Below are 23,897 nucleotides of genomic sequence, written 5' to 3' on the forward strand. Positions count from 1 at the left end.
CGAGCAAGCCCGCTCCCACATTTGGATCTCATTCCAATTCCGGATGCACGCCGGTTCTCCTTTTGTAGCCACCGTGACCGAGTCCTGACGATGAACACTGAATTTCGCAAACCGCTACCCGGCAGTCGCCTGGATTACTTCGACGCTCGTGCGGCAGTCGATGCAATCAAGCCTGGCGCCTACGCCACCTTGCCTTATACCTCCCGCGTACTCGCCGAGAACCTGGTGCGCCGCTGCGATCCGGCCACCCTCAACGCGTCCCTGGGCCAGTTGATCGAACGCCGGCGCGACCTCGATTTTCCCTGGTTCCCCGCGCGCGTGGTGTGCCACGACATCCTCGGCCAGACCGCCCTGGTCGATCTTGCCGGCCTGCGCGATGCCATCGCCCAGCAAGGCGGCGATCCGGCCCAGGTGAACCCGGTGGTGCCGACTCAACTGATCGTCGACCACTCCCTGGCCGTCGAAGCCGGTGGTTATGATCCGCAGGCATTCGAAAAAAACCGCACCATCGAAGACCGTCGCAACGAAGACCGTTTCCACTTTATCGAGTGGACCAAGAAGGCGTTCAAGAACGTCGATGTGATCCCGCCAGGCAACGGCATCATGCACCAGATCAACCTGGAGAAAATGTCTCCGGTGATCCAGGTGCGCGACGGCGTGGCGTTCCCGGACACTTGCGTCGGCACTGACAGTCATACGCCGCACGTCGACGCACTGGGCGTGATCGCCATCGGCGTCGGCGGCCTTGAAGCCGAAAGTGTGATGCTGGGCCGCGCCTCATGGATGCGCCTGCCGGAAAGCGTCGGCGTCGAACTGACCGGCAAGCTGCAACCGGGCATCACCGCCACCGACATGGTGCTGGCGCTGACCGAGTTTCTGCGTAAACAGAAGGTCGTGGGGGCGTGGCTGGAATTCTTCGGTGAAGGGGCTTCGGCGCTGACCCTGGGCGACCGCGCGACCATCTCCAACATGGCCCCGGAATACGGCGCCACGGCGGCGATGTTCTACATCGACCAACAGACCATCGCCTATCTGAAGCTCACCGGCCGCGAAGACGAACAAGTCACCCTGGTGGAGCAATACGCCCGCCACACCGGTCTGTGGGCCGATGACCTGAAGAGCGCGCAATACGAGCGTGGCCTGACCTTTGACCTGTCCAGCGTCGTGCGCAACATGGCGGGGCCGAGCAACCCGCATGCGCGCGTGGCGACCCGGGACCTGGCATCCAAAGGCATCAGCGGCGAGTGGGACGAGGTTCCCGGCCAAATGCCCGACGGCGCGGTGATCATTGCGGCCATTACCAGTTGCACCAACACCAGCAACCCGCGCAACGTGATCGCTGCCGGCCTGCTGGCGCGCAACGCCAACAAGCTGGGGCTGACGCGCAAACCCTGGGTCAAATCTTCGTTGGCGCCGGGTTCGAAAACCGTCGCCATGTACCTGGAAGAAGCCGGCCTGGGCCATGAACTGGAAAAACTCGGCTTCGGCGTGGTGGCGTTTGCCTGCACCACCTGCAACGGCATGTCCGGCGCCCTTGACCCGGTGATCCAGCAGGAAATCATCGATCGCGACCTGTACGCCACGGCCGTGCTCTCGGGTAACCGCAACTTCGACGGACGTATTCACCCGTACGCCAAGCAAGCCTTCCTCGCCTCGCCGCCGTTGGTGGTGGCCTATGCGATTGCCGGCACCATCCGTTTCGATATCGAGAAGGACGTGCTGGGCCTGGATGCCACGGGCAAGGAAATCCGCCTGCAAGACATCTGGCCGAGCGACGAAGAGATCGACGCGGTCGTCAAGGCTTCGGTCAAGCCGGAGCAGTTCCGCCAGGTCTATATCCCGATGTTCGCCATCCACGAAGACACCGGGCCGAAAGTCGCGCCGCTGTACGACTGGCGCCCGCAAAGCACCTATATCCGTCGCCCGCCGTATTGGGAAGGCGCGCTGGCCGGTGCGCGGCCGCTCAAGGGTATGCGCCCGCTGGCGGTGCTGCCGGACAACATCACCACCGACCACCTGTCACCCTCCAATGCGATCATGCTCGACAGCGCCGCAGGCGAATACCTGGCGAAAATGGGCCTGCCGGAAGTCGACTTCAACTCTTACGCGACGCATCGCGGCGACCACCTGACCGCGCAGCGTGCCACCTTTGCCAACCCGAAACTGTTCAACGAAATGGTGGTTGAAAACGGCAAGGTCAAGCAGGGCTCCCTGGCGCGCATCGAGCCGGAAGGCAAAGTCACGCGGATGTGGGAGGCCATCGAAACCTACATGGAGCGCAAGCAACCGCTGATCATCATTGCCGGTGCCGACTACGGCCAGGGTTCCTCCCGCGACTGGGCGGCCAAGGGCGTGCGCCTGGCCGGTGTGGAAGCGATTGTTGCCGAGGGTTTCGAGCGCATCCACCGCACCAACCTGGTGGGCATGGGCGTGCTGCCGTTGGAGTTCCTGCCCGGCACCGACCGTCACACGTTGAACATCGATGGCAGCGAAACCTATGACGTGGTCGGTGCACGCACCCCGCGTGCGCAACTGACGCTGGTGATCCATCGCAAAAATGGCGAACGTGTCGAAGTGCCGGTGACTTGCCGCCTGGACACCGCCGAAGAAGTATCGATCTACGAGGCGGGCGGCGTGTTGCAGCGCTTCGCCCAGGACTTCCTGGAATCGGCGGCCACCGCCTGAAGAGGATAACCATGGCACACGCAGCGCAAATCAGGATCCCCGCCACTTACATGCGTGGCGGCACCAGCAAGGGGGTATTTTTCAGCCTCAAGGACCTGCCCGAAGCGGCGCAGGTGCCGGGCGCCGCGCGCGACGCCTTGCTGTTACGGGTGATCGGCAGCCCCGACCCGTACGACAAACAGATCGATGGCATGGGCGGCGCCACATCGAGCACCAGCAAGACGGTCATCCTGTCGAAAAGTACCCGCGCCGATCACGACGTGGACTACCTGTTCGGCCAGGTCTCCATCGACAAACCCTTTGTCGACTGGAGCGGCAATTGCGGCAACCTGTCGGCGGCGGTGGGTTCGTTCGCCATCAGCGCCGGGCTGGTCGACCCGGCCCGCATCCCGCACAACGGCGTGGCCGTGGTGCGGGTGTGGCAGGCCAATATCGGCAAGACCATCATCGCCCATGTGCCGATCACCGACGGCGCCGTGCAGGAGACCGGTGACTTTGAACTGGACGGCGTGACCTTCCCGGCTGCCGAAGTCCAGCTGGAGTTCATGGACCCGGCGGCGGAAGAAGAGGGCGGCGGCGGTTCGATGTTCCCCACCGGCAACCTCGTCGACGACCTGGAGGTGCCAGGTGTCGGCACCTTCAAGGCGACGTTGATCAATGCCGGTATCCCGACGATCTTCATCAACGCCGAAGATCTTGGCTACACCGGCACCGAGCTGCAAGGCGCGATCAACAGCGACCCGAAAGCCCTGGCAATGTTCGAGACCGTGCGGGCCTACGGCGCGCTGCGCATGGGGCTGATCGAGAGCCTGGAGCAGGCCGCTCAACGCCAGCACACGCCGAAGGTTGCGTTTGTGGCCAAGCCTGCGGATTACGTGTCATCCAGCGGCAAGGCAATCAAGGCTGCCGACGTGGACCTGCTGGTGCGCGCGCTGTCGATGGGCAAGTTGCATCACGCGATGATGGGCACGGCGGCAGTGGCGATTGGCACGGCGGCGGCGATTCCCGGCACCTTGGTCAACTTGGCGGCCGGCGGTGTGGCGCGCAATGCGGTGCGCTTCGGGCATCCGTCCGGCACGTTGCGCGTGGGCGCCGAGGCCAGCCAGGTAGAGGGTGAATGGGTCGTCAAGAAAGCCATCATGAGCCGCAGTGCACGGGTGTTGATGGAAGGCTACGTGCGCATCCCCGGCGACGCCTTCTAAAGCCCGACATCAATCCAGTGTGGGAGGGGGCTTGCTCCCGATGACGGTGTGCCAGCCAATCCAATTTTCGCTGCCCCACCACTATCGGGAGCAAGCCCCCACCCACTTTTGGTTGGTGTTCACTTCGGTCTACACGCTGCCCTCGACAGCGCATAGCGTCCCCACGCGGCGATGCGTTCTAAAGCCCGACATCAATCCAGTGTGGGAGGGGGCTTGCTCCCGATGACGGTGTGCCAGCCAATCTAAATTTCGCTGACCCACCGCTATCGGGAGCAAGCCCCCTTCCACTTTTAGAATGGTGTTCTCGGTTTACATGCTGCCCTCGACATCCTCCAGGCTGAACGTCTCGGTGTGGTCGTCGTAGGAGAAAATCTCTGCATAGCGTCCCCACGCCACCACGGTTTCCAGGGTTTTTTCCACGAACGCTTCGGTCATCGAATCTTCCAGCTCTTGCTCGAAGCGCACCCGAGGGGCGCGGTGCCCGCTGCGTTCAAGCAATACCTGATGAATGCGTGCGGCCAGCGGTACGTGCTGGATCAAATGTTCGGCGAACAGGGTCTTGCGTTCCTGGGTGCCGTAGTCGGCGAACAGCTTGCCGGCGTCGGTGAGGGTGATGTCGGCGCCCTTGAGTTCGGCAAAGCCCAGGTGTTCCAGCATCTCCGCGACCGGGAACAGGTCGTCGACTTCCAACAGGCCCCGTTCGGCCACGTTGGGCAGGCCGGCGTGGCCGTTGTAGGGCTCGGCGGCCAGGGTTTCGATCAGGCCGGCCATGAGGTTGGTGGACACTTCCGGCAGCAGGCTGCTCATCTTCAGTTCGGGCTTGCCGACGCTCGCATCGGCGCTGCGTCGGTCGGTCATCAGGGCATAGATGTCGTCGACCATTTGCCGGAAAGTCGGGTCCAGCCGGTTGCGCGGGTGCGCAAACGGCACCTTGATCTCGGCGACCACGCGCCCGGGGTTGGATGACAGCACCAGGATGCGGTCGCACATCAGCACCGCTTCCTCGATGTTGTGGGTCACGATCAGGATCGACTTGATCGGCAGTTGCTTGCCGCTCCACAAATCCAGCAAGTCGGTGCGCAGGGTTTCGGCGGTGAGTACATCGAGGGCCGAGAACGGTTCGTCCATCAGCAACAGGGTCGGGTTGACCACCAGGCCACGCGCAAAACCTACGCGCTGGCGCATGCCGCCGGACAATTCACGGGGGTAGGCGTTTTCGAAACCGTCCAGGCCGATCAGGTCGATGGCGGCCAAGGCGCGCTTGCGGGCTTCCTTGCGCTCGACTTGCAGGGCCTGCAGACCGGCTTCCACGTTTTCCAGAACGGTCAGCCAAGGAAACAGCGCAAACGTCTGGAACACCATGGCGACGCCTTCGGCCGGGCCGGTCAGCGGTTTGCCGTGGTATTTCACGTCCCCCGACGACGGTTGGATCAGGCCGGCAATAATGCGCAGCAGCGTCGATTTACCTGAGCCTGAGCGGCCGAGCATGCCCACGATCTCGCCTTCGTGCAGGCTCAGGTCTACGCCGCTGAGCACTTGCAGCTCTTCCTTGCCTTTGCCGAAGACCCGGTTCACGTTCTTCAGCGAGTAAATTTCTGGGGTGTCGGCAGTGTGTTCGGTATAGGTATTCATCACAGCGAATCCCATTAATTCAGACGAAGTTTGTTTTCGGCAATGGCGTACATCGGTCGCCAGACCGCGCGGTTGAACGCCACCACGAAGATCGACATCACCACCACGCCCAGGGCGATCTTGGGGAAGTCCCCGGCGGCTGTGGTTTGTGCGATATAGGCACCCAGCCCGTGGGCGACCACATTGTCCTGGCCCCAGGACACGTACTCGGACACGATGCTGGCGTTCCAGGCACCGCCCGAGGCGGTAATCGCGCCGGTGACGTAGTACGGGAAAATCCCCGGCAGCATCACCTTGCGCCACCACAGCCAGCCGCGAATGCGGAAGTTGGCGGCGGCTTCCTTGAAGTCATTGGGGAAGGCGCTGGCGCCGGCAATCACGTTGAACAGGATGTACCACTGGGTGCCCAACACGATCAGCGGGCTCAGCCAGATGTCCGGGTTGAGATGGAAATGCAGGATCACGATGACGAACACCGGGAACAGCAGGTTCGCCGGAAACGCCGCAAGGAACTGTGCCAACGGCTGGATTTTCTCCGCCAGGCTCGGACGCAGGCCGATCATCACGCCCAGGGGCACCCAGATCAACGAGGCAATCAGGATCAGCCCGGCCACCCGCAGCAAGGTAATCAGGCCCAGCACCACCACGTGGCCGACTTCGGCGAGGGTCACTTCGGTGCCGACGTACTGCACGATGTGGTACAGCGCATACGCGGCCATCAGCGCGATCAGTGTGCCCCAGGCCCAGTCGATGAGCTTCGACGCGGCGGGCGTCTCGGTCGGCAATGCCTTGAATGCACTCCCCGCCAGGCTGAAACGCTTGTTGCCCAGGCGGCTGAAGGTACGGGTGATCGGGCGCAGTATGCGTTGCACGACGCGGGTGCGCTGGATCAGGTTCAGCACCCAGGATTGCGGCGCGCTGCCCTGGGAGGCGGTGGTTTCCATGCGGAATTTGTCGGCCCAGGCTACCAGCGGGCGGAACAGGAACTGGTCGTAGATCAGGATCACCGCGATCATCGCCAGGATCACATAACCCACGGCGTGCAGGTCTTTCTGGGCGATGGCCAGGGCCAGGTATGAGCCTACGCCCGGCAGGGTGATGGTTTTGTCGCCGACGGTGATGGCTTCGGAAGCCACCACGAAAAACCAGCCGCCGGACATGCTCATCATCATGTTCCACACCAGCCCCGGCATGGCGAAAGGAACGTCGAGCTTCCAGAATTTCTGCCAGCCGGAGAGGCGCAGGCTGGTGGACACTTCCACCAGGTCATGGGGCAGCATGCGCAGCGACTGATAGAAGCTGAACGTCATGTTCCAGGCCTGGCTGGTGAAGATTGCAAAGATGGCGGCGAACTCCGCGCCGAGCACGCGCCCGGGAAACAGCAACAGGAAGAACGTCACGGTAAACGAGATGTAACCGAGTACTGGCACCGATTGCAGAATATCGAGCACCGGCACCAGCAGTTTCTCGGCGCGCCGGCTTTTGGCGGCCAGGGTGCCGTACAGCAGGGTGAAAATCAGCGCGGCCACCATCGCCGCGAGCATGCGCAGTGTGGTGCGCATCGCATATTCCGGCAGGTTGGCCGGGTCCAGTGAGATGACTTCGCTTTGCAGGGTGGCGATGGGAGCCCAGGTCTCCCGGGCAGTGATGGAGAAAAACAGCAGAAAACCGATCACCAACGGCAGGGCGACCAGGTCCCAGCGGTTGGGCAGCAGGCGCAGAGAGGACGCCGGAATGTAATGACGGAACACTTTGTTCATATGCAGTTGCTCATAGGCAGACGTTCCTGCAGCGTTCAGGTTCAGAAGGGCGTGGTGGGTTTGAGCTTAGCTTCTCTACAAGCACCCACGGAGAAGGCTGGGGGCTCTCTCTCCATGAGTCAGGACGGCGCACCTGGGGAAGATGCGCTGCTGGGGGAATTGTACGTTTCTGAATGTTACAAACGCGTAAATTTGCTGTCAGTTTCCTGTACGAACTATCAGTTGGGCCTTATTCAAACCGCAGGATGACCCGGCGGTTGTGCTTGCTCTTCTTCTCGATTTTCTCGCAGAACACCTTGCCGATTTCCTCGGTGTTGATCACATGGGTGCCGCCGCAGGGCTGGATGTCGATGCCGGCAATCTCGATGACACGCACCGAACCCTGGATCACTGGGGGGGCTACCGCCTGGGTGCGGGTGATCTGCAGCAAGGTCGAGTATTCCGAGGCGGGCATCGACAGGGTTTTAACCGGGTGGGCTGCCTCGATCAGGGCGTTGAGGTCGCGGGTGAGGCTGTCTTTGTCGAGGGTCATTTCCGGCAGGTCGAAATCCAGGCGGCCTTTATCGGCGCTGATACTGCAGCCGGTCACGGGCGCATCGATGAGCGAGCACAACAGGTGCAGGCAGGTGTGCATCTTCATGTGCTGGTAGCGCCGTTCCCAATCGAGGCTGGCGTCTACCTGCACGCCGGCAGTCAATTGCTCGGGGCAGCGCTCCACCTGGTGCCAGATAATCGAGCGCAGTACCGGGTCGCGCACGGTGCCTACCACATCGACCCGCGTGCCGTCGGCCAGGGTGAGGTGCCCGGTGTCGCCCGGTTGCCCGCCGCCCGTGGGGTAGAACAGCGTGTGCTCCAGGGCGATGCCCTGTTCGCTGACGGCAATCACCCGGGCGCTGAAGGCGTTCTGGTAGGGCGCGCTGTCGAACAGCGCCAGGGTTTCCATGGTGTGTACGGACATGTTCATCCTCCAACGATCAATGGGCTGGCTTGCAACAGGTGACGCACCATTGCGCTCAAGCCAGGGGGGGAGAGCAGGGTGATTTCAAATTCCGACCCGCAGATTTTCAGGTTCAGCGGCAGGCGTGGCAGTTGTTCGCCGATGTCGGTGCGGCGCAGGCGAAATTGCAGGTGGTGGCGCTCTTTTACCGTGGGCTCCAGCATCACGCCCCGCAACGGATGAAAGTCGGCATCCAGCACCGTGACGTTATGGCTGGCGTTGACCTCGCCGACCACGTGCAGGCGTTCATCCAGCGCGAAGGCGCCGAGATAGTGGGTGTGGTCCGTTTCAACATTTTTTTGCAGTTGCACCTGGTTGACCACCCTGACCCGGGTGCCTGCGGGAACGTCCTGGGTGATCACGCACGAAGGGCTGATAAACACGTTGTCGCCGATCAAGACATAGCCCAGCACCCGGGCGCCGGAGCCGACTTCGACGTTGTTGCCCAGGCGTGGGTGGCGTTTGCCATCCGGGTTGTTGGCGATACCCCGAGCGCCCAGCGTGACGCCGCAGAGAATGTAGCAGTCGTTGCCGATCTCGCAGGTTTCGCCGATCACCGTGCCGTAGCCGTGGTCCAGCACGAAGCGCCGACCAATACGCGCCGCCGGATGAATCTCGGCACCGGAGAGGATCTTGCCCTGGTTGCTGAGCTTGAGGGCTATGCGCGAAAACACGCCGTTGGGGTTGTCGGGGAAGTGCCATACCAAATGCGCGAGCCGGTAGAACAGCACCGCCTTGAACGAGGCATAGGACTCCAGGATCAACTCGCCGCGCCCACGCGAAGCCGGGTCGCGATAGGCGTAGGCGATCAGGTCTTCGGCAACCGATTGGGCGGCATTCTGGATCAAGGGTGCCAGATGCGGTTCCAGTTGCTTCATCTGCGCAGGCGTCAGGGTCTTGATGAGATGGGTGAGCAACTCATCGTGCAACTGTTGCATGTCGATAAAGCCCCCCATGGAGGTCCCCCCGCATTCTGGTTGGTTGGATAACCGGTTATTCGAAACTGGGCAGGTAGCTGTCAGCATTGTCGTAGACCATGGTCAACACCACCGTTTCGGGTGGTAATTCAGGAGCGAGTTGGGCGATGGCGACCATGTTGGCGGCCGACGACAAACCCAGGCTGATGGCATCGGTGCGCATGATGCGTTTGATCATGTCGACGCAGGCCTGGTGCGACACCTTGAGCATGCCGTCCAGTACCTCCAGGTTGAGAATGCTCGGGATCAGCCCGATCGACAGGCCCTGGATACCGTGCGGCGCGTGGCGGTCCTTGAGCAGGTCGCATTCTTCAGGTTCCACCCCCATGACACGGATATGCGGCCAGGCCGCCTTGAGGGTTTCGCCGATACCGGTGATATGGCCGCCGGTGCCGATGCCGCTGACGAAGTAATCCACGCGCTGTTCACCGAAGGCGCGGAGGATTTCCGGCGCGGTGGTGTCGCGGTGGGTTTGCGGGTTGGCGCCGTTGCGTTGCTGGTTGAGCATCACGTAGCTGGGATTCTCCAACTGCAGCTCCATGCATTTTTCGCCGTGGGAGTTGTTGCCCAGTCGGCTGTCCGACAGCACCACCTTGGCCCCGTACAAGCGCAGCAGCTTTTGCTTTTCGGGGCTGTAGTTGTCGGGGATCACCAGCACGACTTTGTAGCCCAGCACATTGCCGGCCATCACCAGGCCAATGCCGGTATTGCCGCCGCTGGGCTCGATGATGGTTTGCCCGGAGTCGCGGATCAGCACGCCCCGGCGTTCGGCGTCGAGGATCATGCCCAGGGCGATGCGCGCCTTGTGGCTGCCGCCCGGGTTGAGGGATTCGAGCTTGGCGTAGACCTCGATGCCGAGGTCTTCGGAAAACTGCGCCAGGCGCACGATAGGCGTCTGGCCGATGACGTCGAGAATGGAGTTATGCAACATCAGTCGATCCCCGGATCAATACAACGGCATGTCGGGTTCGACGTCGCGCACCCAGTGTTTCATACCGCCCTGCAGGACCTTGGTATTGGCAAAACCTGCCGCCAGCAAGGTGCTTGCTGCTTGCTCGGCACGGGTGCCGGCGTAGCAGATCAGGTAGTGGGTGTTGTCGCGGCTGAGGCTGTCGAGCTGCCCATCCAGTTCGGCCAGGGGGATGTGCACCACGCCCGGCAGTTTGCACACCTCCAGTTCACTGGCATCGCGCACATCCAGCAGGACGTCGGCGCTGCGGTGGTGGTCGAGCACTTGTTTGAGTACGCGTGGCTTGATGTAGCGTTCTTCGGCCAGGGAGGGGCGGCTCGGCATGGCGTCGGCGCAGACGGCCGGCGCGACGCTGTCGCTGTGGCGCAGGTCCGAACAGCAGGGGCAGTCGGCGCGACGTTTGAAGCGGATTTCGCTGAACTTCATCGCAAGCGCGTCGAAGCGCATCAAGCGGCCGGACAAGGGCTCACCGATACCGATCAACAACTTGATCGCCTCGGTGGCCTGGATCATCCCCACCACCCCCGGCAATACGCCGATCACACCGCCGGCGCTGCAATTGGGCGCCAGCTCCGCGGGAGGTGCCGAGGGAAACAGACAGCGGTAGCACGGCCCGCCTTGATAGTTGAGCACGCTGATTTGCCCGTCGAAACGGTAGATGGCGCCGTACACCAGGGGTTTGCCCAACTGCACGCAGGCATCGTTGACCAGGTAGCGGGTGTCGAAATTGTCGGTGCCGTCGATCACCAGGTCGTAGGCGCCCACCAACTCGAGGGCGTTGTCGGCATTCAGGGCGGTGTCGTGGGCGTTGACCTGGATGTGGCGATTGAGGTCCAGCAAGCGTTGCCGGGCGGACTCGACCTTGGGCATGCCCAGCGTGCTGTTGCCGTGGACGATCTGGCGTTGCAGGTTGCTGCTTTCCACCACATCGAAGTCGACCAGCCCCAGGGTGCCGACGCCGGCCGCCGCCAGGTACAGGCTGATGGGCGAGCCCAGGCCGCCGGTGCCGATGATCAGCACCTTGGCGTTTTTCAATTTCAGCTGACCCTCGCGGCCGACGCCGGGCAGGGTGATGTGGCGCACGTAGCGCTGCACTTCCTCGTTGCTCAGGGCATCGATATCCATGCCGCCGGAGGTGGCCAACAGCACTTCGATCCTGGCCTGTTCCGGCAGGGGCTCATCGGCACCGATCAGTTCTTCTTCGGCGGTGAACAGGAAGTGCTCCTTGAGCTGGTTGTTTTTTTCATGAAACAGATGCGCGCGTAACTGTGGATAGTGGCTGCAAAGGTTTTCAATGACTTCGCGCAATGTCGATCCGGCGCCCTCAAGGGTCGATTCCGGCAGCTTGGCCACGCGAACCAGAATGTCGGGGAAAGAGACAGCGTTCATGGACAACTCCGTGTGCAGGTCGTTGAAAGGGTTAAGGGCGAAATGCTTGCCATCCCAGGCAAACAGCTTTGATCCCAGGGCCTGGCCCTGGCGAACGTCCACCACCAGATAGCTGACGGGGTAGATCGGCTCGCCCAGGAACAGCGCCTTGTCCTGGTCTTCGTCACTGAAATAGGCGCCCACATCCGGGTGGGAGTGGTAGATCACCACCACCGGGTTATCACTGCGAAACGCCTTGTTCATCAGCAGGGTGTCGGCTACGGAAAAGGTGTAGCCGTTGGCCGCGCTGCGTGGGTACATCTCTGGGTTCTTGCGATGCAGCTCGTTCTGGATATTGCTGCCCAGGTACACACTGCCGTCGGCGAAGACAAAACCACAGCATTCTTCGGGGTAGCTGCGGCTGGCGTGGGCGTAGATCTGTTCCAGGGCGGTTGGGCGCAGGACGTCCATGTTTCTCTCGCGTGGCTGATGTTGAGGGGCCGGGGGGACGTTCAAGGTTTCTTGGCCAGGAGTTTTTCAATCGGCAACTTGGTGATTGCAAAGCCGGCCAGCAGAATGGCCGAGTACAGCATCAGGTCCCGGGAAATCGCCACGCCCTCGTACCACGCGCCGATGATCACCGCGAACACCGGAAAGATAATGAACACGAACGACAGGATGATCGGGCTCAAACGCTTGAGCAGCATGAAGTACACGATGAACCCGCCCACCGACGCGACCAGCCCCAGGTAGAACAGGGCTCCCCAGGAGCGCAGGGTGATCTGGTCAAACGTGGGCGTCTCAAACCACAGGCCGGCGACGAACAACATCAGCCCGGCGATGCCGATGGGCAGAGTGTTATAGGTGATCACGCTGATGGCACTGCCTTTTTGCTTGGTGATGACATAGCACAGCGCATGCATGATCGCCGCGCTCAGGATCGCCAGCACGCCGAGGAATTCAGCGTGGTCCAGGTGCAGGCCCTGGCTCTTGATGATCATGTACAGGCTGGCGAAGCCGATGCCGATACCGACCACCTGGGAGAAGTAGATGCGCTCACGCAGGAACAGCCCCGAGAAAATCAGGATAAACACCGGCATGCAGCTGAACAGCAGGGCGGTGAGGCCGGACGAGACGTGCATCTCGCCGTAGTTGAGCAAGTAATAAGGAACGCTGAAATAGGACAGGGTCACAAACACGAAGAACCAGCGGCTCTCCCGGGGAAACAGGATCGGTTCGCGACGTACCAGCGCAAAGCACAGGAACAACGGGAAAGCGATCAGAAAGCGCAGGCCGGCGGACGTCAGCGGTGGCACGCTCTCCACGGCGATCTTGATACCCAGCCACGTGGTGCCCCAGCTCAGGCACACGATCAGGAACATCACACTGGTGATCAACCCGGCCAGCCACTGTTTTTGGGTTTTGGTCTTGGCGGTGTTTTCGAGAACGGCGGACATTGGCATCGTTTATTGCTTCCCTGAGCCGGAATTGAACTCTATATTGAGCTTGTAATGAGTTGTAAAATTCGGCGATTGAACCCGTAAAAGCACACTATTAGGGCGAAAGATGGCTGTCAAAACAAATATTGACATGGTGTCAATTATGCGTGAGGGGTTGTCCAACGGGCAGGGCGTGAAGTACAAGCGCCTGTCCGATGTCATGGAACGGGGCATCCTCGAAGGCTTGATTGAACCAGGAAGAAAATTGCCGCCCCATCGGGTGCTTTCCGACAACCTGGGTGTGACGATCGGCACGATCAGCCGGGCCTACGGCGAACTGGAACGCCTGGGGTTGGTTGTGGCGCGGGTCGGTGACGGCACTTTCGTGCGCAAGCGTGGGATGGAGCGCCAGCGCGATGAAGGTTTTCGCAACTTCAGCGAGGAGCCGCGCCAGTACTTCGACATGAGCCGCAACATGCACATCCCCGGGCAGGAGACGGTGTTCCTGGCCCAGAGCTTCCAAACCCTGTCGACCAACGCCAAGTTCCTCCAGGACATCAGTGCCTACACGCCGGACGCCGGCCTGCCACGCTATCGCGAGGCCGGCGCGCAATGGCTGGTGCAGCGCGATTTCCACCCGATTCCCGAGCAGGTCATTTGCGTCAATGGCGGCCAGCATGGCTTGCTGTGCTCGATGATGGCGCTGTTACGGGCCGGCGATACAGTGGTCACCGAACAGCTGACTTATCCGGGGCTCATTACCGCCGCGCGCATGCTGGGCATCCGCCTCATCGGCCTGGAAATGGACGAGGAGGGCGTGCTGCCGAGCGCGCTGGACGAAGTCTGTCGTAATCACCGGGTTTCGGCGCTGTACTGCACGCCGACCATCCAGAACCCCACCACTGCGGTGCTCTCGGTGGCGCGTCGAGAAGCGTTGGCCAAAGTGTGCCGTGAACACAATCTGCTGATTCTTGAAGATGAAGCCCACGGTGTGCTGGTGGAAGACCGGCCGCCGCCCCTCAGCTATTTCGCCCCTGAGCGTACGATTCTGATCAGCAGCCTGAGCAAGGCTGTGTCTGCCGGGTTGCGTGTAGGTTATGTGCATGCGCCGCCGGCCCTGGTCAGCCGTATCTCGGCGGCGCTGCGTTCTACCTGCTGGATGGCCACGCCGGTGACCCTGGAACTGGCCACCCAGTGGATTGAAAACGGCACGGCGGAATACCTGCTGCGCCAGCAGATCAATGAGATCAGCCGCCGCAAGGCGCTGGTGCAAGGTTTGTTGGCTGGCCTGCAATATCGCACCCACCCCAACAGCCCACACTTCTGGATCGAGGTGCCGGAGCCGTGGCGTGCATCGGAAATCGAAGCGGAGCTCAAGCAGAACAACTACCTGATCGCCACGGCCGAGGCATTTGCGGTGGGGCAAACCGCAGTGCCGCAGTTCATTCGGGCGAGCATCTGCAATACGTCAGGGGATGATCAGTTGTTGCGAGAGGGGTTTGACGCGTTGGCCACCGCATTGGGCCAGGGCGGCGGTCGTTTTCACCTGTAGGCATTAATTGTAGTGAGCGGGCTTGCCCCGCGCTGGGTGGCGAAGCCGCCCCAAAACCAGATACCTCGGTTTTTCTGAAACACCGCGGCGTCCTTGTTGGGGCGGCTTCGCCGCCCAGCGCGGGGCAAGCCCGCTCACTACAAGCATCAGCGGGGTTATTTGAAGCGGCGTTCTACGCCTTTTTCTACCAGAATCTTTGCCGAGATCTCTTCCACTGAGAAATGCGTGGAATTGATGTGCGCAATGTTCTCCCGACGGAACAGATTTTCCACTTCGCGCACTTCGAACTCACACTGGGCATAGCTGGAGTAGCGGCTGTTAGGCTTGCGCTCGTTACGAATGGCGGTGAGACGGTCCGGGTCGATGGTCAGGCCGAACAGCTTGTGCGAGTGCGCCCGCAAGGCAGCCGGGAGCGTCAGGTGTTCCATGTCGTCCTCGGTCAGCGGGTAGTTGGCGGCGCGGATACCGAATTGCATGGCCATGTACAGACAGGTAGGCGTTTTGCCGCAGCGCGACACGCCCACCAGGATCAGGTCGGCTTTGTCGTAGTAGTGGGTGCGGGCGCCGTCGTCGTTGTCGAGGGCGAAATTCACCGCCTCGATACGCTCCATATAGTTGGAGTTGTGCCCAATGGAGTGGGATTTGCCCACGGAGTATGAGGAATGTTCACTCAGCTCTTGTTCCAGAGGGGCCAGGAAGGTCGAGAAAATATCGATCATGAAACCATTCGAAGTCGCCAGGATCTCACGAATATCCTGATTCACGATGGTGTCGAAAATGATCGGACGGAAACCGTCTTTTTCAGCCGCCAGATTGATTTGTTGTACCATGGCCCGCGCTTTATCCACGCTGTCGATATAGGGCCGCGTGAATTTGGCGAAGGTAACGTTTTCGAACTGCGCGAGCAGGCTCTGACCCAATGTCTCGGCGGTGATGCCCGTGCCGTCGGAAATAAAGAAAGCAGATCGTTTCATTTGAGCCCTGGGCCTTAAGCTGATGGCGAATCTTGGATATGATAGGCGCGATTTTGCTGTCCCGCAGTGGGCCGCATTCTCACTTATTTTCCAGGTCCAGGCCACAAGCGCAGGCGTTTGCTCCTCTATGAGCCGCCAGCGTCCTGAGCTTTTCCAACACAGTTAGTGGAGAGATCACCTTGGTAGAGTACGTAGTTTCCCTCGATAAGCTCGGCGTCCATGATGTAGAGCACGTGGGGGGCAAGAACGCATCCCTCGGCGAGATGATCAGTAATCTTGCAGGCGCTGGTGTGTCGGTGCCCGGTGGTTTCGCCACCACGGCCCAGGCTTACCGCGATTTCCTCGAACTGAGCGGCCTCAACGCTCAGATCCACGCCGCGCTGGATGCCCTGGACGTTGATGACGTCAATGCGCTGGCCAAGACCGGTGCCCAGATCCGCCAGTGGATCATGGAAGCCGAGTTCCCCGAGAAACTCAACGAAGAAATTCGTGCCGCCTTCGCCGCCCTGTCGGCCGGCAACCCGGACATGGCGGTCGCCGTGCGTTCCTCGGCTACCGCCGAAGACTTGCCCGACGCCTCGTTCGCCGGCCAGCAGGAAACCTTCCTGAATATCCGTGGCGTGGAAAACGTCATTCGGGCCGCCAAGGAAGTGTTTGCGTCATTGTTCAACGATCGCGCGATTTCCTACCGCGTACACCAGGGTTTCGACCACAAACTGGTGGCCTTGTCTGCTGGCGTGCAGCGCATGGTGCGTTCGGAAACCGGTACCGCCGGCGTGATGTTCACCCTGGACACCGAATCGGGCTTCCGTGACGTGGTGTTCATCACCGGCGCCTACGGCCTGGGTGAAACCGTCGTACAGGGTGCGGTCAACCCGGACGAGTTCTACGTACACAAGGGCACCCTCGAAGCAGGCCGCCCGGCCATCCTGCGCCGTAACCTGGGCAGCAAGGCCATCAAGATGATCTACGGCGACGAGGCCAAGGCCGGTCGTTCGGTGAAAACCGTTGAAGTCGACAAGGCCGAGCGTGCGCGCTTCTGCCTGACCGACCAGGAGGTCAGCGAACTGGCCAAGCAAGCGATGATCATCGAAAAGCACTACAAGTGCCCGATGGACATCGAATGGGCCAAGGACGGTGACGATGGCAAGCTGTACATCGTGCAAGCCCGTCCGGAAACCGTGAAAAGCCGCACGTCGGCCAATGTCATGGAGCGCTACCTGCTCAAGGAAACCGGGACTGTGCTGGTTGAAGGCCGTGCGATTGGCCAGCGCATCGGCGCAGGCAAGGTACGGATCATCAAGGACGTGTCCGAAATGGACAAAGTCCAGCCAGGCGACGTGCTGGTTTCCGACATGACCGACCCGGACTGGGAACCGGTGATGAAGCGAGCCAGCGCCATCGTGACCAACCGTGGCGGGCGTACCTGCCACGCGGCGATCATCGCCCGTGAACTGGGGATCCCTGCTGTGGTGGGTTGCGGCAACGCCACCCAGTTGCTCAAGGACGGCCAGGGCGTGACCGTGTCCTGCGCCGAAGGCGACACCGGCTTTATCTTTGAAGGCGAGCTGGGTTTCGACATCAAGCAAAACTCCATCGACGCCATGCCCGACCTGCCGTTCAAGATCATGATGAACGTCGGCAACCCCGATCGCGCCTTCGATTTTGCACAGCTGCCGAACGCCGGCGTGGGCTTGGCCCGCCTGGAGTTCATCATCAACCGCATGATCGGCGTGCACCCCAAGGCGCTGCTGAACTACGACGGCCTGCCGTTGGAGATCAAGGAAAGCGTCGATAAGCGCATCGCCGGCTACAACGATCCGGTGGGCTTCTACGTCGAGAAGCTGGTGGAAGGCATCAGCACCCTGGCGGCGGCGTTCTACCCGAAAAAGGTCATCGTGCGCCTGTCGGACTTCAAGTCCAACGAATATGCCAACCTGATCGGCGGCAAGCTCTACGAGCCGGAAGAAGAAAACCCGATGCTGGGCTTCCGTGGCGCCTCGCGTTACATCAGCGAAACCTTCCGTGACTGTTTCGAACTCGAATGCCGTGCCCTCAAGCGCGTGCGCAACGAGATGGGCCTGACCAACGTCGAGATCATGGTGCCGTTCGTGCGCACCCTGGGCGAGGCGAGCCAGGTCGTCGACCTGCTGGCTGAAAACGGTCTGTCCCGTGGCGAAAACGGCCTGCGCGTGATCATGATGTGCGAGCTGCCGTCCAACGCCATCCTGGCCGAAGAGTTCCTGGAGTTCTTCGATGGCTTCTCCATCGGCTCCAACGACCTGACCCAGCTGACACTGGGCCTGGACCGTGACTCCGGGATCATCGCCCACTTGTTCGACGAGCGTAACCCGGCGGTCAAGAAGCTGCTGGCCAACGCCATCCAGGCCTGCAACAAGGCCGGCAAGTACATCGGTATCTGCGGCCAGGGGCCTTCCGACCACCCGGACCTGGCCAAGTGGCTGATGGAACAGGGCATCGAAAGTGTCTCTCTGAACCCCGACTCCGTGCTGGAAACCTGGTTCTTCCTGGCTGAAGGCCAAGCGTCCGCCTAAGGTCGACACGTCAAAAGTGCCGGTCACTCGTTGCGGGTGACCGGCATTCTTATCTGTACAGGGCGGGAATCCTTGCGGACGCCGCCCTTTTTTGTGCAAGAGCATTATGCAAAGCAGCAGCAACCTGTTTCCCGTCGCCCTGATCAGCGCTGAACGTCGCGGCGACCTGAGTGAAGATGTGTATCGCCTCAAGCCCGGCAACAGCCCGGACGGTACTGTCGAGCTGGCCGTGACCCGCTTGGGCCTGGCCGATGTCCCGGAAAACCGGGGCACGCCGGTTATTTTGCTGCACGGCAGTTTTTCCAATCGGCGTTTCTGGTACTCGCCCAAAGGTATCGGCCTGGGTGCCTATCTGGCACGCCAGGGGTTTGATGTATGGATCCCGGAAATGCGTGGCCATGGCCTGTCCAAGCGCAATCACGACTACGTCAAAAACCGTGTCGCCGATTACGCGCGCTACGACGTGCCGGCCATTGGCGCGTTCGTGCGTGAGCAGAGTGGGCAGATTCCCCACTGGATCGGGCATTCCCTGGGCGCTACGACTCTGGCGGCGGCCCTGGGTGGCCAGCACTTGGGCGCACCTGCAGCGGCTTCCGTAGCATTGTTTGGTTGCCAGGTCAGCCGCACCTACTGGCCGCTGAAAATCCCCGCGGTGGAGTGGGGCGCGCGCTTGATCTTGAAGCGCCTGGGCCAGTTGTCCGGCCCAAGGCTCAAGCGCGGCCCGGAAGACGAGCCTATCGGTATCATGCTTGAAACCATGCGCTGGCATGGCCTGTTCGGGCGCTTTGGCGATGCCGAGCGCGACTGGTGGAAAGGCTTGGCCGAGGTTGATGTGCCATTGCTGGCAGTGAGCGCTGCGGGTGATCGGCAAGACCCGGACTGGGCCTGCCGCAAGCTGTTCGAGCAGGTCGGCTCTGAACATCGCCAGTACCTCTGCCTGGGGCGTCAGCAAGGGTTTAGCGGTGATTTCGGGCATGTGCAGATGCTGGTCAGCAAGCCTGCGCAGGCCGAGGTCTGGCCATTGGTGGCACGCTGGTTGAGAGACCCGCTGACACCTTTGTCCGGCGCACAGTCCGAAGTGGACGCAGCGGTTTGACGAAGCGCTCTGCCAAGGGCGTTTCACTTGTGAGTGGTTGCGGCTAAGATATGACGCGTTAAACGCTTCTGGTCATATTCAGTCGCGCAACGGGTATTGCGTTGCGGCCAAGCGGGTCTGATCATGGCCGCCGTCAACCGCGCAGTCTTTAAAGAAAGCCTGTTGTGACGCGTTTTCCTGATGTACACCATGGGATGTTGAACCTCTACTTTGATGACAGGAGTTTCTCGATGAACCATTACGTGACCCCCGACCTGTGCGACGCTTACCCGGAACTGGTGCAGGTGGTTGAGCCGATGTTCAGCAACTTCGGCGGGCGAGACTCCTTTGGCGGCGAAATCGTCACCATCAAATGCTTCGAAGACAACTCCCTGGTCAAGGAACAGGCCGACCAGCCAGGCGCCGGCAAGGTGCTGGTGGTCGATGGTGGCGGTTCGCTGCGCCGGGCGTTGCTGGGCGACATGATCGCCGAGAAAGCCGCGAAAAACGGTTGGGAAGGGCTGGTGATCTACGGTTGCATCCGTGACGTCGACGTTATCGCCCAGACCGACCTGGGGGTGCAGGCGCTGGCGTCGCATCCGATGAAGACCGACAAGCGCGGCATCGGCGACCTGAACGTGGTGGTGACCTTTGCGGGCGTGACATTCCGCCCGGGTGAGTACATCTACGCCGATAACAACGGCGTGATTGTGTCGCCCAGCCCGCTGAAAATGCCTGAATAAACCGCAGTAGCCATAGGGGTCAGGATGTTCGAGGAAGAAAACGCGCAGTGGGGTTTGGTACATGCCCTGGTGCTGGACGGTAAAGGCGGTGCGCGTTCGATTGCCCGGACAGAGCTCGATGATTTGCAATTGCAGCCCCAGGAAAGCCTGTGGCTGCATTGGGATCGCAGTCACCCCCAGACTCAGACCTGGCTGCGTAAATCCAGTGGTCTGAGCGAGTTTGCCTGTGACCTGCTGCTGGAGGAGAACACTCGTCCGCGCCTGTTGCCGTTGCCGGATGCCGAATTGCTGCTGTTCCTGCGTGGGGTCAACCTCAATCCAGGTGCCGAGCCTGAAGACATGGTCTCGGTGCGTATTTTTGCGGCGGCCGACCGGGTCATTTCCCTGCGTCTGCGGCCGTTGCGCGCCACCGATGAGTTGCTGGTGCAATTGGCGGAGGGCAATGGGCCGAAAACGGCGTCCGAGCTCATCCTTTATATGGCGCAGTATCTGACCAATAAAGTGCAGGATCTGGTCACGGACCTGTCTGAAATCGTCGATTCCGAGGAAGAAAAACTCGATGCCGACGAACGGTATACTCCTGAGCATGGCAGCGTCTTGCAGATTCGCCGACGCGCAGCCGGGCTGAAGCGTTTTCTGGCGCCACAACGGGATATTTTTGCGCAACTGACGCGCATCAAATTGCCGTGGTTTTGTGATGACGACGCCGACTACTGGAACGAATTACACAACAGCCTGACCCGTTACCTGGAAGAGCTCGAATTGGCTCGGGAGCGCGTGGGGCTTGTGCTTGAGACCGAGGACCGACGCTTGAGCGTGCGTATGAACCGCACCATGTACCGCTTCGGAATCATCACCGGAATCTTTCTGCCGATGAGTTTTTTGACCGGCCTGCTGGGAATCAATGTGGGTGGAATACCCTTTGCGGGAAACCCCTACGGATTCTTGATTGCCTGCCTGATGATGGTGGCCGTTGCACTGGGGCAATGGTGGCTTTTTCGACGATTACGCTGGGTTTGACCTGAATATGACCTGAACGCAGCAAGGGTCTTATGTGACCCCAAGAATTTAACCCTCGTCTTTTAAAACACTTGCGAGAGGTCTATATGCACGATCCGTTCGAACAGTCTTTGCGTGACATGCTCAATGCATCGCCATCCAACCGTGATGACGATGCCTGCCTGGGCCGCGTTTTGAAAACCGCCAACCGCCAGGTAGGGGCGGGCGACCTGTTCGGTCTGTTGGGTCGCTGGTTGCCGGCGCTGATGATGGCCCTGAACAATGGTTCGGCCCATGTGTCGCCGGTTTCCCGCCGTGAACCTCTTGCTCGCACTGCTGATAAGGCTGATTGAATATGGAACTTGATCTCTGGACCCAGAGCCTGGTCACCGCGATGACCGCACTATGGACCAAGGTGGCGAATTTCATTCCCAACCTGTTTGGTGCCCTGGTTCTGGTGTTGCTGGGCTTTGTCGTGGCGAAGCTGCTCGACACCCTGCTGTCCAAATTGCTCGCCAAATTGGGGCTCGACCGCTTGATGGCAGGCACCGGCCTGACCAAACTGCTGGGGCGCGCAGGGCTGCAAGTGCCGATCTCCACGTTGATCGGCAAGATCGTTTATTGGTTTGTTTTGCTGATTTTCCTGGTTTCTGCGGCGCAATCCCTTGGACTTGAGCGAGTTTCAGCTACGCTCGACATGCTGGCGCTGTATTTGCCGAAGGTTTTTGGCGGCGCGCTGGTGCTGCTGGTAGGCGTTCTGCTGGCGCAACTGGCCAATGGGCTGGTGCGCGGAGCGGCTGAAGGCGTGGGCCTGGACTACGCGGCAGGCCTGGGGCGAATCGCCCAGGGGCTGGTGATCATCATCAGTATTTCCGTCGCGATCAGCCAGTTGGAGGTCAAGACTGACCTGCTCAACCATGTGATTGTGATTGTTTTGATTACCGTTGGTCTGGCCGTTGCGCTGGCAATGGGGTTGGGAAGCCGGGAAATTGCCGGGCAGATTCTTGCGGGAATCTATGTGCGTGAGCTGTATCAGGTTGGGCAACACGTGCGTGTTGGCGAGGTTGAAGGGCAAATCGAGGAGATCGGCACGGTCAAGACGACGGTGCTGACCGATGACGGCGACCTGGTGTCGCTGTCCAATCGGATTCTCCTGGAACAGCAGGTCAATAGCCGCTAATACGGCAAATCCTGCTAATGTACGCCGCCGCAAACCCGGCTGACCGGATTGTGGCGGACATTGACCTGACTGTCGGCACGACTTGTTTTGAATAAAGCCCAAACGCTGTCTACGCGCTACGACCCCCGTGAGCTCTCTGATGAGGAGTTGGTCGCGCGCTCGCACACGGAGCTGTTTCACGTAACACGTGCGTACGAAGAATTGATGCGCAGGTATCAACGCACTCTGTTCAACGTTTGTTCAAGGTATTTAGGGAACGATAGAGATGCGGATGATGTCTGTCAGGAAGTGATGCTCAAGGTGCTGTATGGCCTGAAGAACTTCGAGGGCAAATCGAAGTTCAAGACATGGCTCTACAGCATCACGTACAACGAGTGCATCACGCAGTATCGTAAGGAGCGGCGAAAGCGTCGGTTGATGGACGCTTTGAGTCTTGACCCCCTTGAGGAAGCGTCTGAAGAGAAGGCGCCGGCACCCGAGGAGAAGGGCGGACTTGATCGCTGGTTGGTGCATGTGAACCCGATTGACCGTGAAATTCTGGTGCTACGATTTGTCGCAGAGCTGGAGTTTCAGGAAATCGCTGACATCATGCATATGGGTTTGAGTGCTACAAAAATGCGTTACAAGCGTGCTCTTGATAAATTACGTGAGAAATTTGCGGGCGAGACTGAAACTTAGTGCGTGGCAAATATCTCTTACGTGTAGGCAAGTTCTGTTAGACTTGTCGCCGAGTTGTCCCCCGGTTTGTGGGACTGCTTTACAATCACCAGATGGGGATTTAACGGATGAAACTGAAAAACACCTTGGGCTTGGCCATTGGTACTCTTATTGCCGCTTCTTCTTTCGGCGCACTGGCACAAGGCCAAGGCGCAGTTGAAGGCGAGCTGTTCTACAAGAAGCAGTACAACGATAGCGTCAAGCACATCGAAGACGGCTTCAACCCTGGCGCTCGCATCGGTTACTTCCTGACCGACGACCTGTCCTTGAACCTGTCCTACGACACTACCAACCACACCCGTTCGAACGACGGTACTGGTAACCAGAAGATCAAAGGCGATACCGGCAGCCTGGTTGCCCAGTATCACTTCGGTCAAGCTGGCGTAGACAGCCTGCGTCCATACGTAGAAGGCGGTTTCGGTCACCAGAGCCGTACCAACGTCAAAGCTGACGGCCACAGCGGTCGCGACCAGTCCACCCTGGCTATCGCTGGCGCTGGCGTGAAGTACTACTTCACCAACAACCTGTACGCTCGTGCCGGTGTTGAAGCTGACTACGCACTGGACAACGGCAAGTGGGACTACTCCGCACTGGTCGGCCTGGGCGTGAACTTCGGCGGTAACGCTGGCGCAGTCGCTCCAGCTCCTACCCCAGCACCAGCTCCAGAGCCAACTCCAGAGCCAGAAGCTCCAGTTGCTCAGGTTGTTCGTGTTGAGCTGGACGTTAAGTTCGACTTCGACAAGTCCGTTGTTAAGCCTAACAGCTACGCTGACGTGAAAAACCTGGCTGACTTCATGAAGCAGTACCCTAACACCACCACCGTGGTTGAAGGTCACACTGACTCCGTAGGTCCAGACGCTTACAACCAGAAGCTGTCCCAGCGTCGTGCTGACGCTGTTAAGCAAGTTCTGGTCAAAGACGGTATTGCTCCTAACCGTGTAAGCTCGGTTGGTTACGGCAAATCCCGCCCAGTTGCTGACAACGCAACTGAAGCTGGTCGTGCTATCAACCGTCGCGTAGAAGCCTCGGTAGAAGCTCAAGCTGCTCAGTAATTACTGAGTAGTAGAAAAAA

The 23,897-nt window shown here is 60.4% G+C and carries 19 protein-coding genes; 11 read left to right on the forward strand and 8 right to left on the reverse strand.

Features of this window, described 5'->3' with window-relative positions; genetic code table 11:
* Positions 1 to 90 precede the first annotated feature (90 nt).
* On the forward strand, positions 91 to 2,685 hold the full coding sequence (gene acnD, locus DK870_RS21135; RefSeq protein ID WP_161549592.1) for a Fe/S-dependent 2-methylisocitrate dehydratase AcnD: 2,595 nt from the start codon (positions 91 to 93) through the stop codon (positions 2,683 to 2,685).
* Positions 2,686 to 2,696: 11 nt separating this feature from the next.
* Positions 2,697 to 3,887 (forward strand): 2-methylaconitate cis-trans isomerase PrpF, encoded by a 1,191-nt coding sequence (gene prpF / locus DK870_RS21140; protein WP_161549593.1) that lies wholly within the window; start codon positions 2,697 to 2,699, stop codon positions 3,885 to 3,887.
* Between the two features lie 309 nt (positions 3,888 to 4,196).
* Here the strand turns inward: prpF and DK870_RS21145 are convergent, their stop codons facing one another.
* The 7 genes from DK870_RS21145 to DK870_RS21175 form a co-directional block, all read right to left on the reverse strand.
* Positions 4,197 to 5,519, reverse strand: a complete 1,323-nt coding sequence (locus DK870_RS21145; RefSeq protein WP_060756235.1) for an AAA-associated domain-containing protein — start codon at positions 5,517 to 5,519, stop codon at positions 4,197 to 4,199.
* A gap of 14 nt (positions 5,520 to 5,533) precedes the next feature.
* Positions 5,534 to 7,279 carry an ABC transporter permease subunit gene (locus DK870_RS21150; protein WP_060756234.1) on the reverse strand — a complete coding sequence of 582 codons (1,746 nt, stop codon included), beginning with the start codon at positions 7,277 to 7,279 and terminating at the stop codon, positions 5,534 to 5,536.
* 229 nt (positions 7,280 to 7,508) lie between these two features.
* Positions 7,509 to 8,237, reverse strand: coding sequence for an alanyl-tRNA editing protein (locus DK870_RS21155; RefSeq protein ID WP_060756233.1), 729 nt, complete (start codon positions 8,235 to 8,237; stop codon positions 7,509 to 7,511).
* Between the two features lie 2 nt (positions 8,238 to 8,239).
* A complete protein-coding gene (locus DK870_RS21160; protein WP_090369277.1) occupies positions 8,240 to 9,232 on the reverse strand; it encodes a serine O-acetyltransferase in 993 nt (330 codons plus the stop codon).
* Between the two features lie 37 nt (positions 9,233 to 9,269).
* Entirely contained in the window at positions 9,270 to 10,184 is a 915-nt protein-coding gene (locus DK870_RS21165) for a PLP-dependent cysteine synthase family protein (protein WP_090369279.1), read from the reverse strand.
* A 15-nt stretch (positions 10,185 to 10,199) separates the two neighbouring features.
* Positions 10,200 to 12,062: a molybdopterin-synthase adenylyltransferase MoeB gene (gene moeB, locus DK870_RS21170; RefSeq protein ID WP_060756230.1), complete on the reverse strand. Its 1,863-nt coding sequence runs from the start codon at positions 12,060 to 12,062 to the stop codon at positions 10,200 to 10,202.
* Between the two features lie 41 nt (positions 12,063 to 12,103).
* A complete protein-coding gene (locus DK870_RS21175; protein WP_161549611.1) occupies positions 12,104 to 12,997 on the reverse strand; it encodes a DMT family transporter in 894 nt (297 codons plus the stop codon).
* A 160-nt stretch (positions 12,998 to 13,157) separates the two neighbouring features.
* Between DK870_RS21175 and DK870_RS21180 the strand changes: the two genes are divergently transcribed.
* On the forward strand, positions 13,158 to 14,582 hold the full coding sequence (locus DK870_RS21180) for a PLP-dependent aminotransferase family protein (protein WP_060756228.1): 1,425 nt from the start codon (positions 13,158 to 13,160) through the stop codon (positions 14,580 to 14,582).
* Positions 14,583 to 14,737: 155 nt separating this feature from the next.
* Here DK870_RS21180 and DK870_RS21185 read toward each other — a convergent pair whose 3' ends face one another.
* Positions 14,738 to 15,556 carry a pyruvate, water dikinase regulatory protein gene (locus DK870_RS21185; protein WP_003175525.1) on the reverse strand — a complete coding sequence of 273 codons (819 nt, stop codon included), beginning with the start codon at positions 15,554 to 15,556 and terminating at the stop codon, positions 14,738 to 14,740.
* Positions 15,557 to 15,735: 179 nt separating this feature from the next.
* On the opposite strand from DK870_RS21185, the gene ppsA reads away from it, so the two are divergent.
* From ppsA to DK870_RS21225, 8 genes are all read left to right on the forward strand, one after another.
* On the forward strand, positions 15,736 to 18,111 hold the full coding sequence (ppsA, locus tag DK870_RS21190) for a phosphoenolpyruvate synthase (RefSeq protein WP_060756227.1): 2,376 nt from the start codon (positions 15,736 to 15,738) through the stop codon (positions 18,109 to 18,111).
* A 106-nt stretch (positions 18,112 to 18,217) separates the two neighbouring features.
* Positions 18,218 to 19,207 carry an alpha/beta fold hydrolase gene (locus DK870_RS21195; protein WP_161549594.1) on the forward strand — a complete coding sequence of 330 codons (990 nt, stop codon included), beginning with the start codon at positions 18,218 to 18,220 and terminating at the stop codon, positions 19,205 to 19,207.
* Positions 19,208 to 19,437: 230 nt separating this feature from the next.
* Positions 19,438 to 19,929 (forward strand): ribonuclease E activity regulator RraA, encoded by a 492-nt coding sequence (rraA, locus tag DK870_RS21200; protein WP_017527456.1) that lies wholly within the window; start codon positions 19,438 to 19,440, stop codon positions 19,927 to 19,929.
* A 24-nt stretch (positions 19,930 to 19,953) separates the two neighbouring features.
* Complete coding sequence (locus tag DK870_RS21205) at positions 19,954 to 20,949, forward strand: zinc transporter ZntB (protein ID WP_060756225.1); 996 nt, start codon at positions 19,954 to 19,956, stop codon at positions 20,947 to 20,949.
* An 86-nt stretch (positions 20,950 to 21,035) separates the two neighbouring features.
* The gene (locus DK870_RS21210) at positions 21,036 to 21,281 is read left to right on the forward strand and encodes a hypothetical protein (RefSeq protein ID WP_060756224.1); all 246 of its coding nucleotides are present in this window, start codon (positions 21,036 to 21,038) and stop codon (positions 21,279 to 21,281) included.
* 2 nt (positions 21,282 to 21,283) lie between these two features.
* Positions 21,284 to 22,108, forward strand: coding sequence for a mechanosensitive ion channel domain-containing protein (locus tag DK870_RS21215; protein ID WP_017527459.1), 825 nt, complete (start codon positions 21,284 to 21,286; stop codon positions 22,106 to 22,108).
* Between the two features lie 87 nt (positions 22,109 to 22,195).
* Positions 22,196 to 22,786 (forward strand): RNA polymerase sigma factor SigX, encoded by a 591-nt coding sequence (sigX, locus tag DK870_RS21220; protein WP_003193286.1) that lies wholly within the window; start codon positions 22,196 to 22,198, stop codon positions 22,784 to 22,786.
* 107 nt (positions 22,787 to 22,893) lie between these two features.
* Positions 22,894 to 23,877: an OmpA family protein gene (locus DK870_RS21225; RefSeq protein WP_090369289.1), complete on the forward strand. Its 984-nt coding sequence runs from the start codon at positions 22,894 to 22,896 to the stop codon at positions 23,875 to 23,877.
* Positions 23,878 to 23,897: the final 20 nt, after the last annotated feature.

The sequence above is a fragment of the Pseudomonas sp. Q1 genome, assembly GCF_009935975.1.
In the GTDB taxonomy this organism is placed as follows: domain Bacteria; phylum Pseudomonadota; class Gammaproteobacteria; order Pseudomonadales; family Pseudomonadaceae; genus Aquipseudomonas; species Aquipseudomonas palleroniana.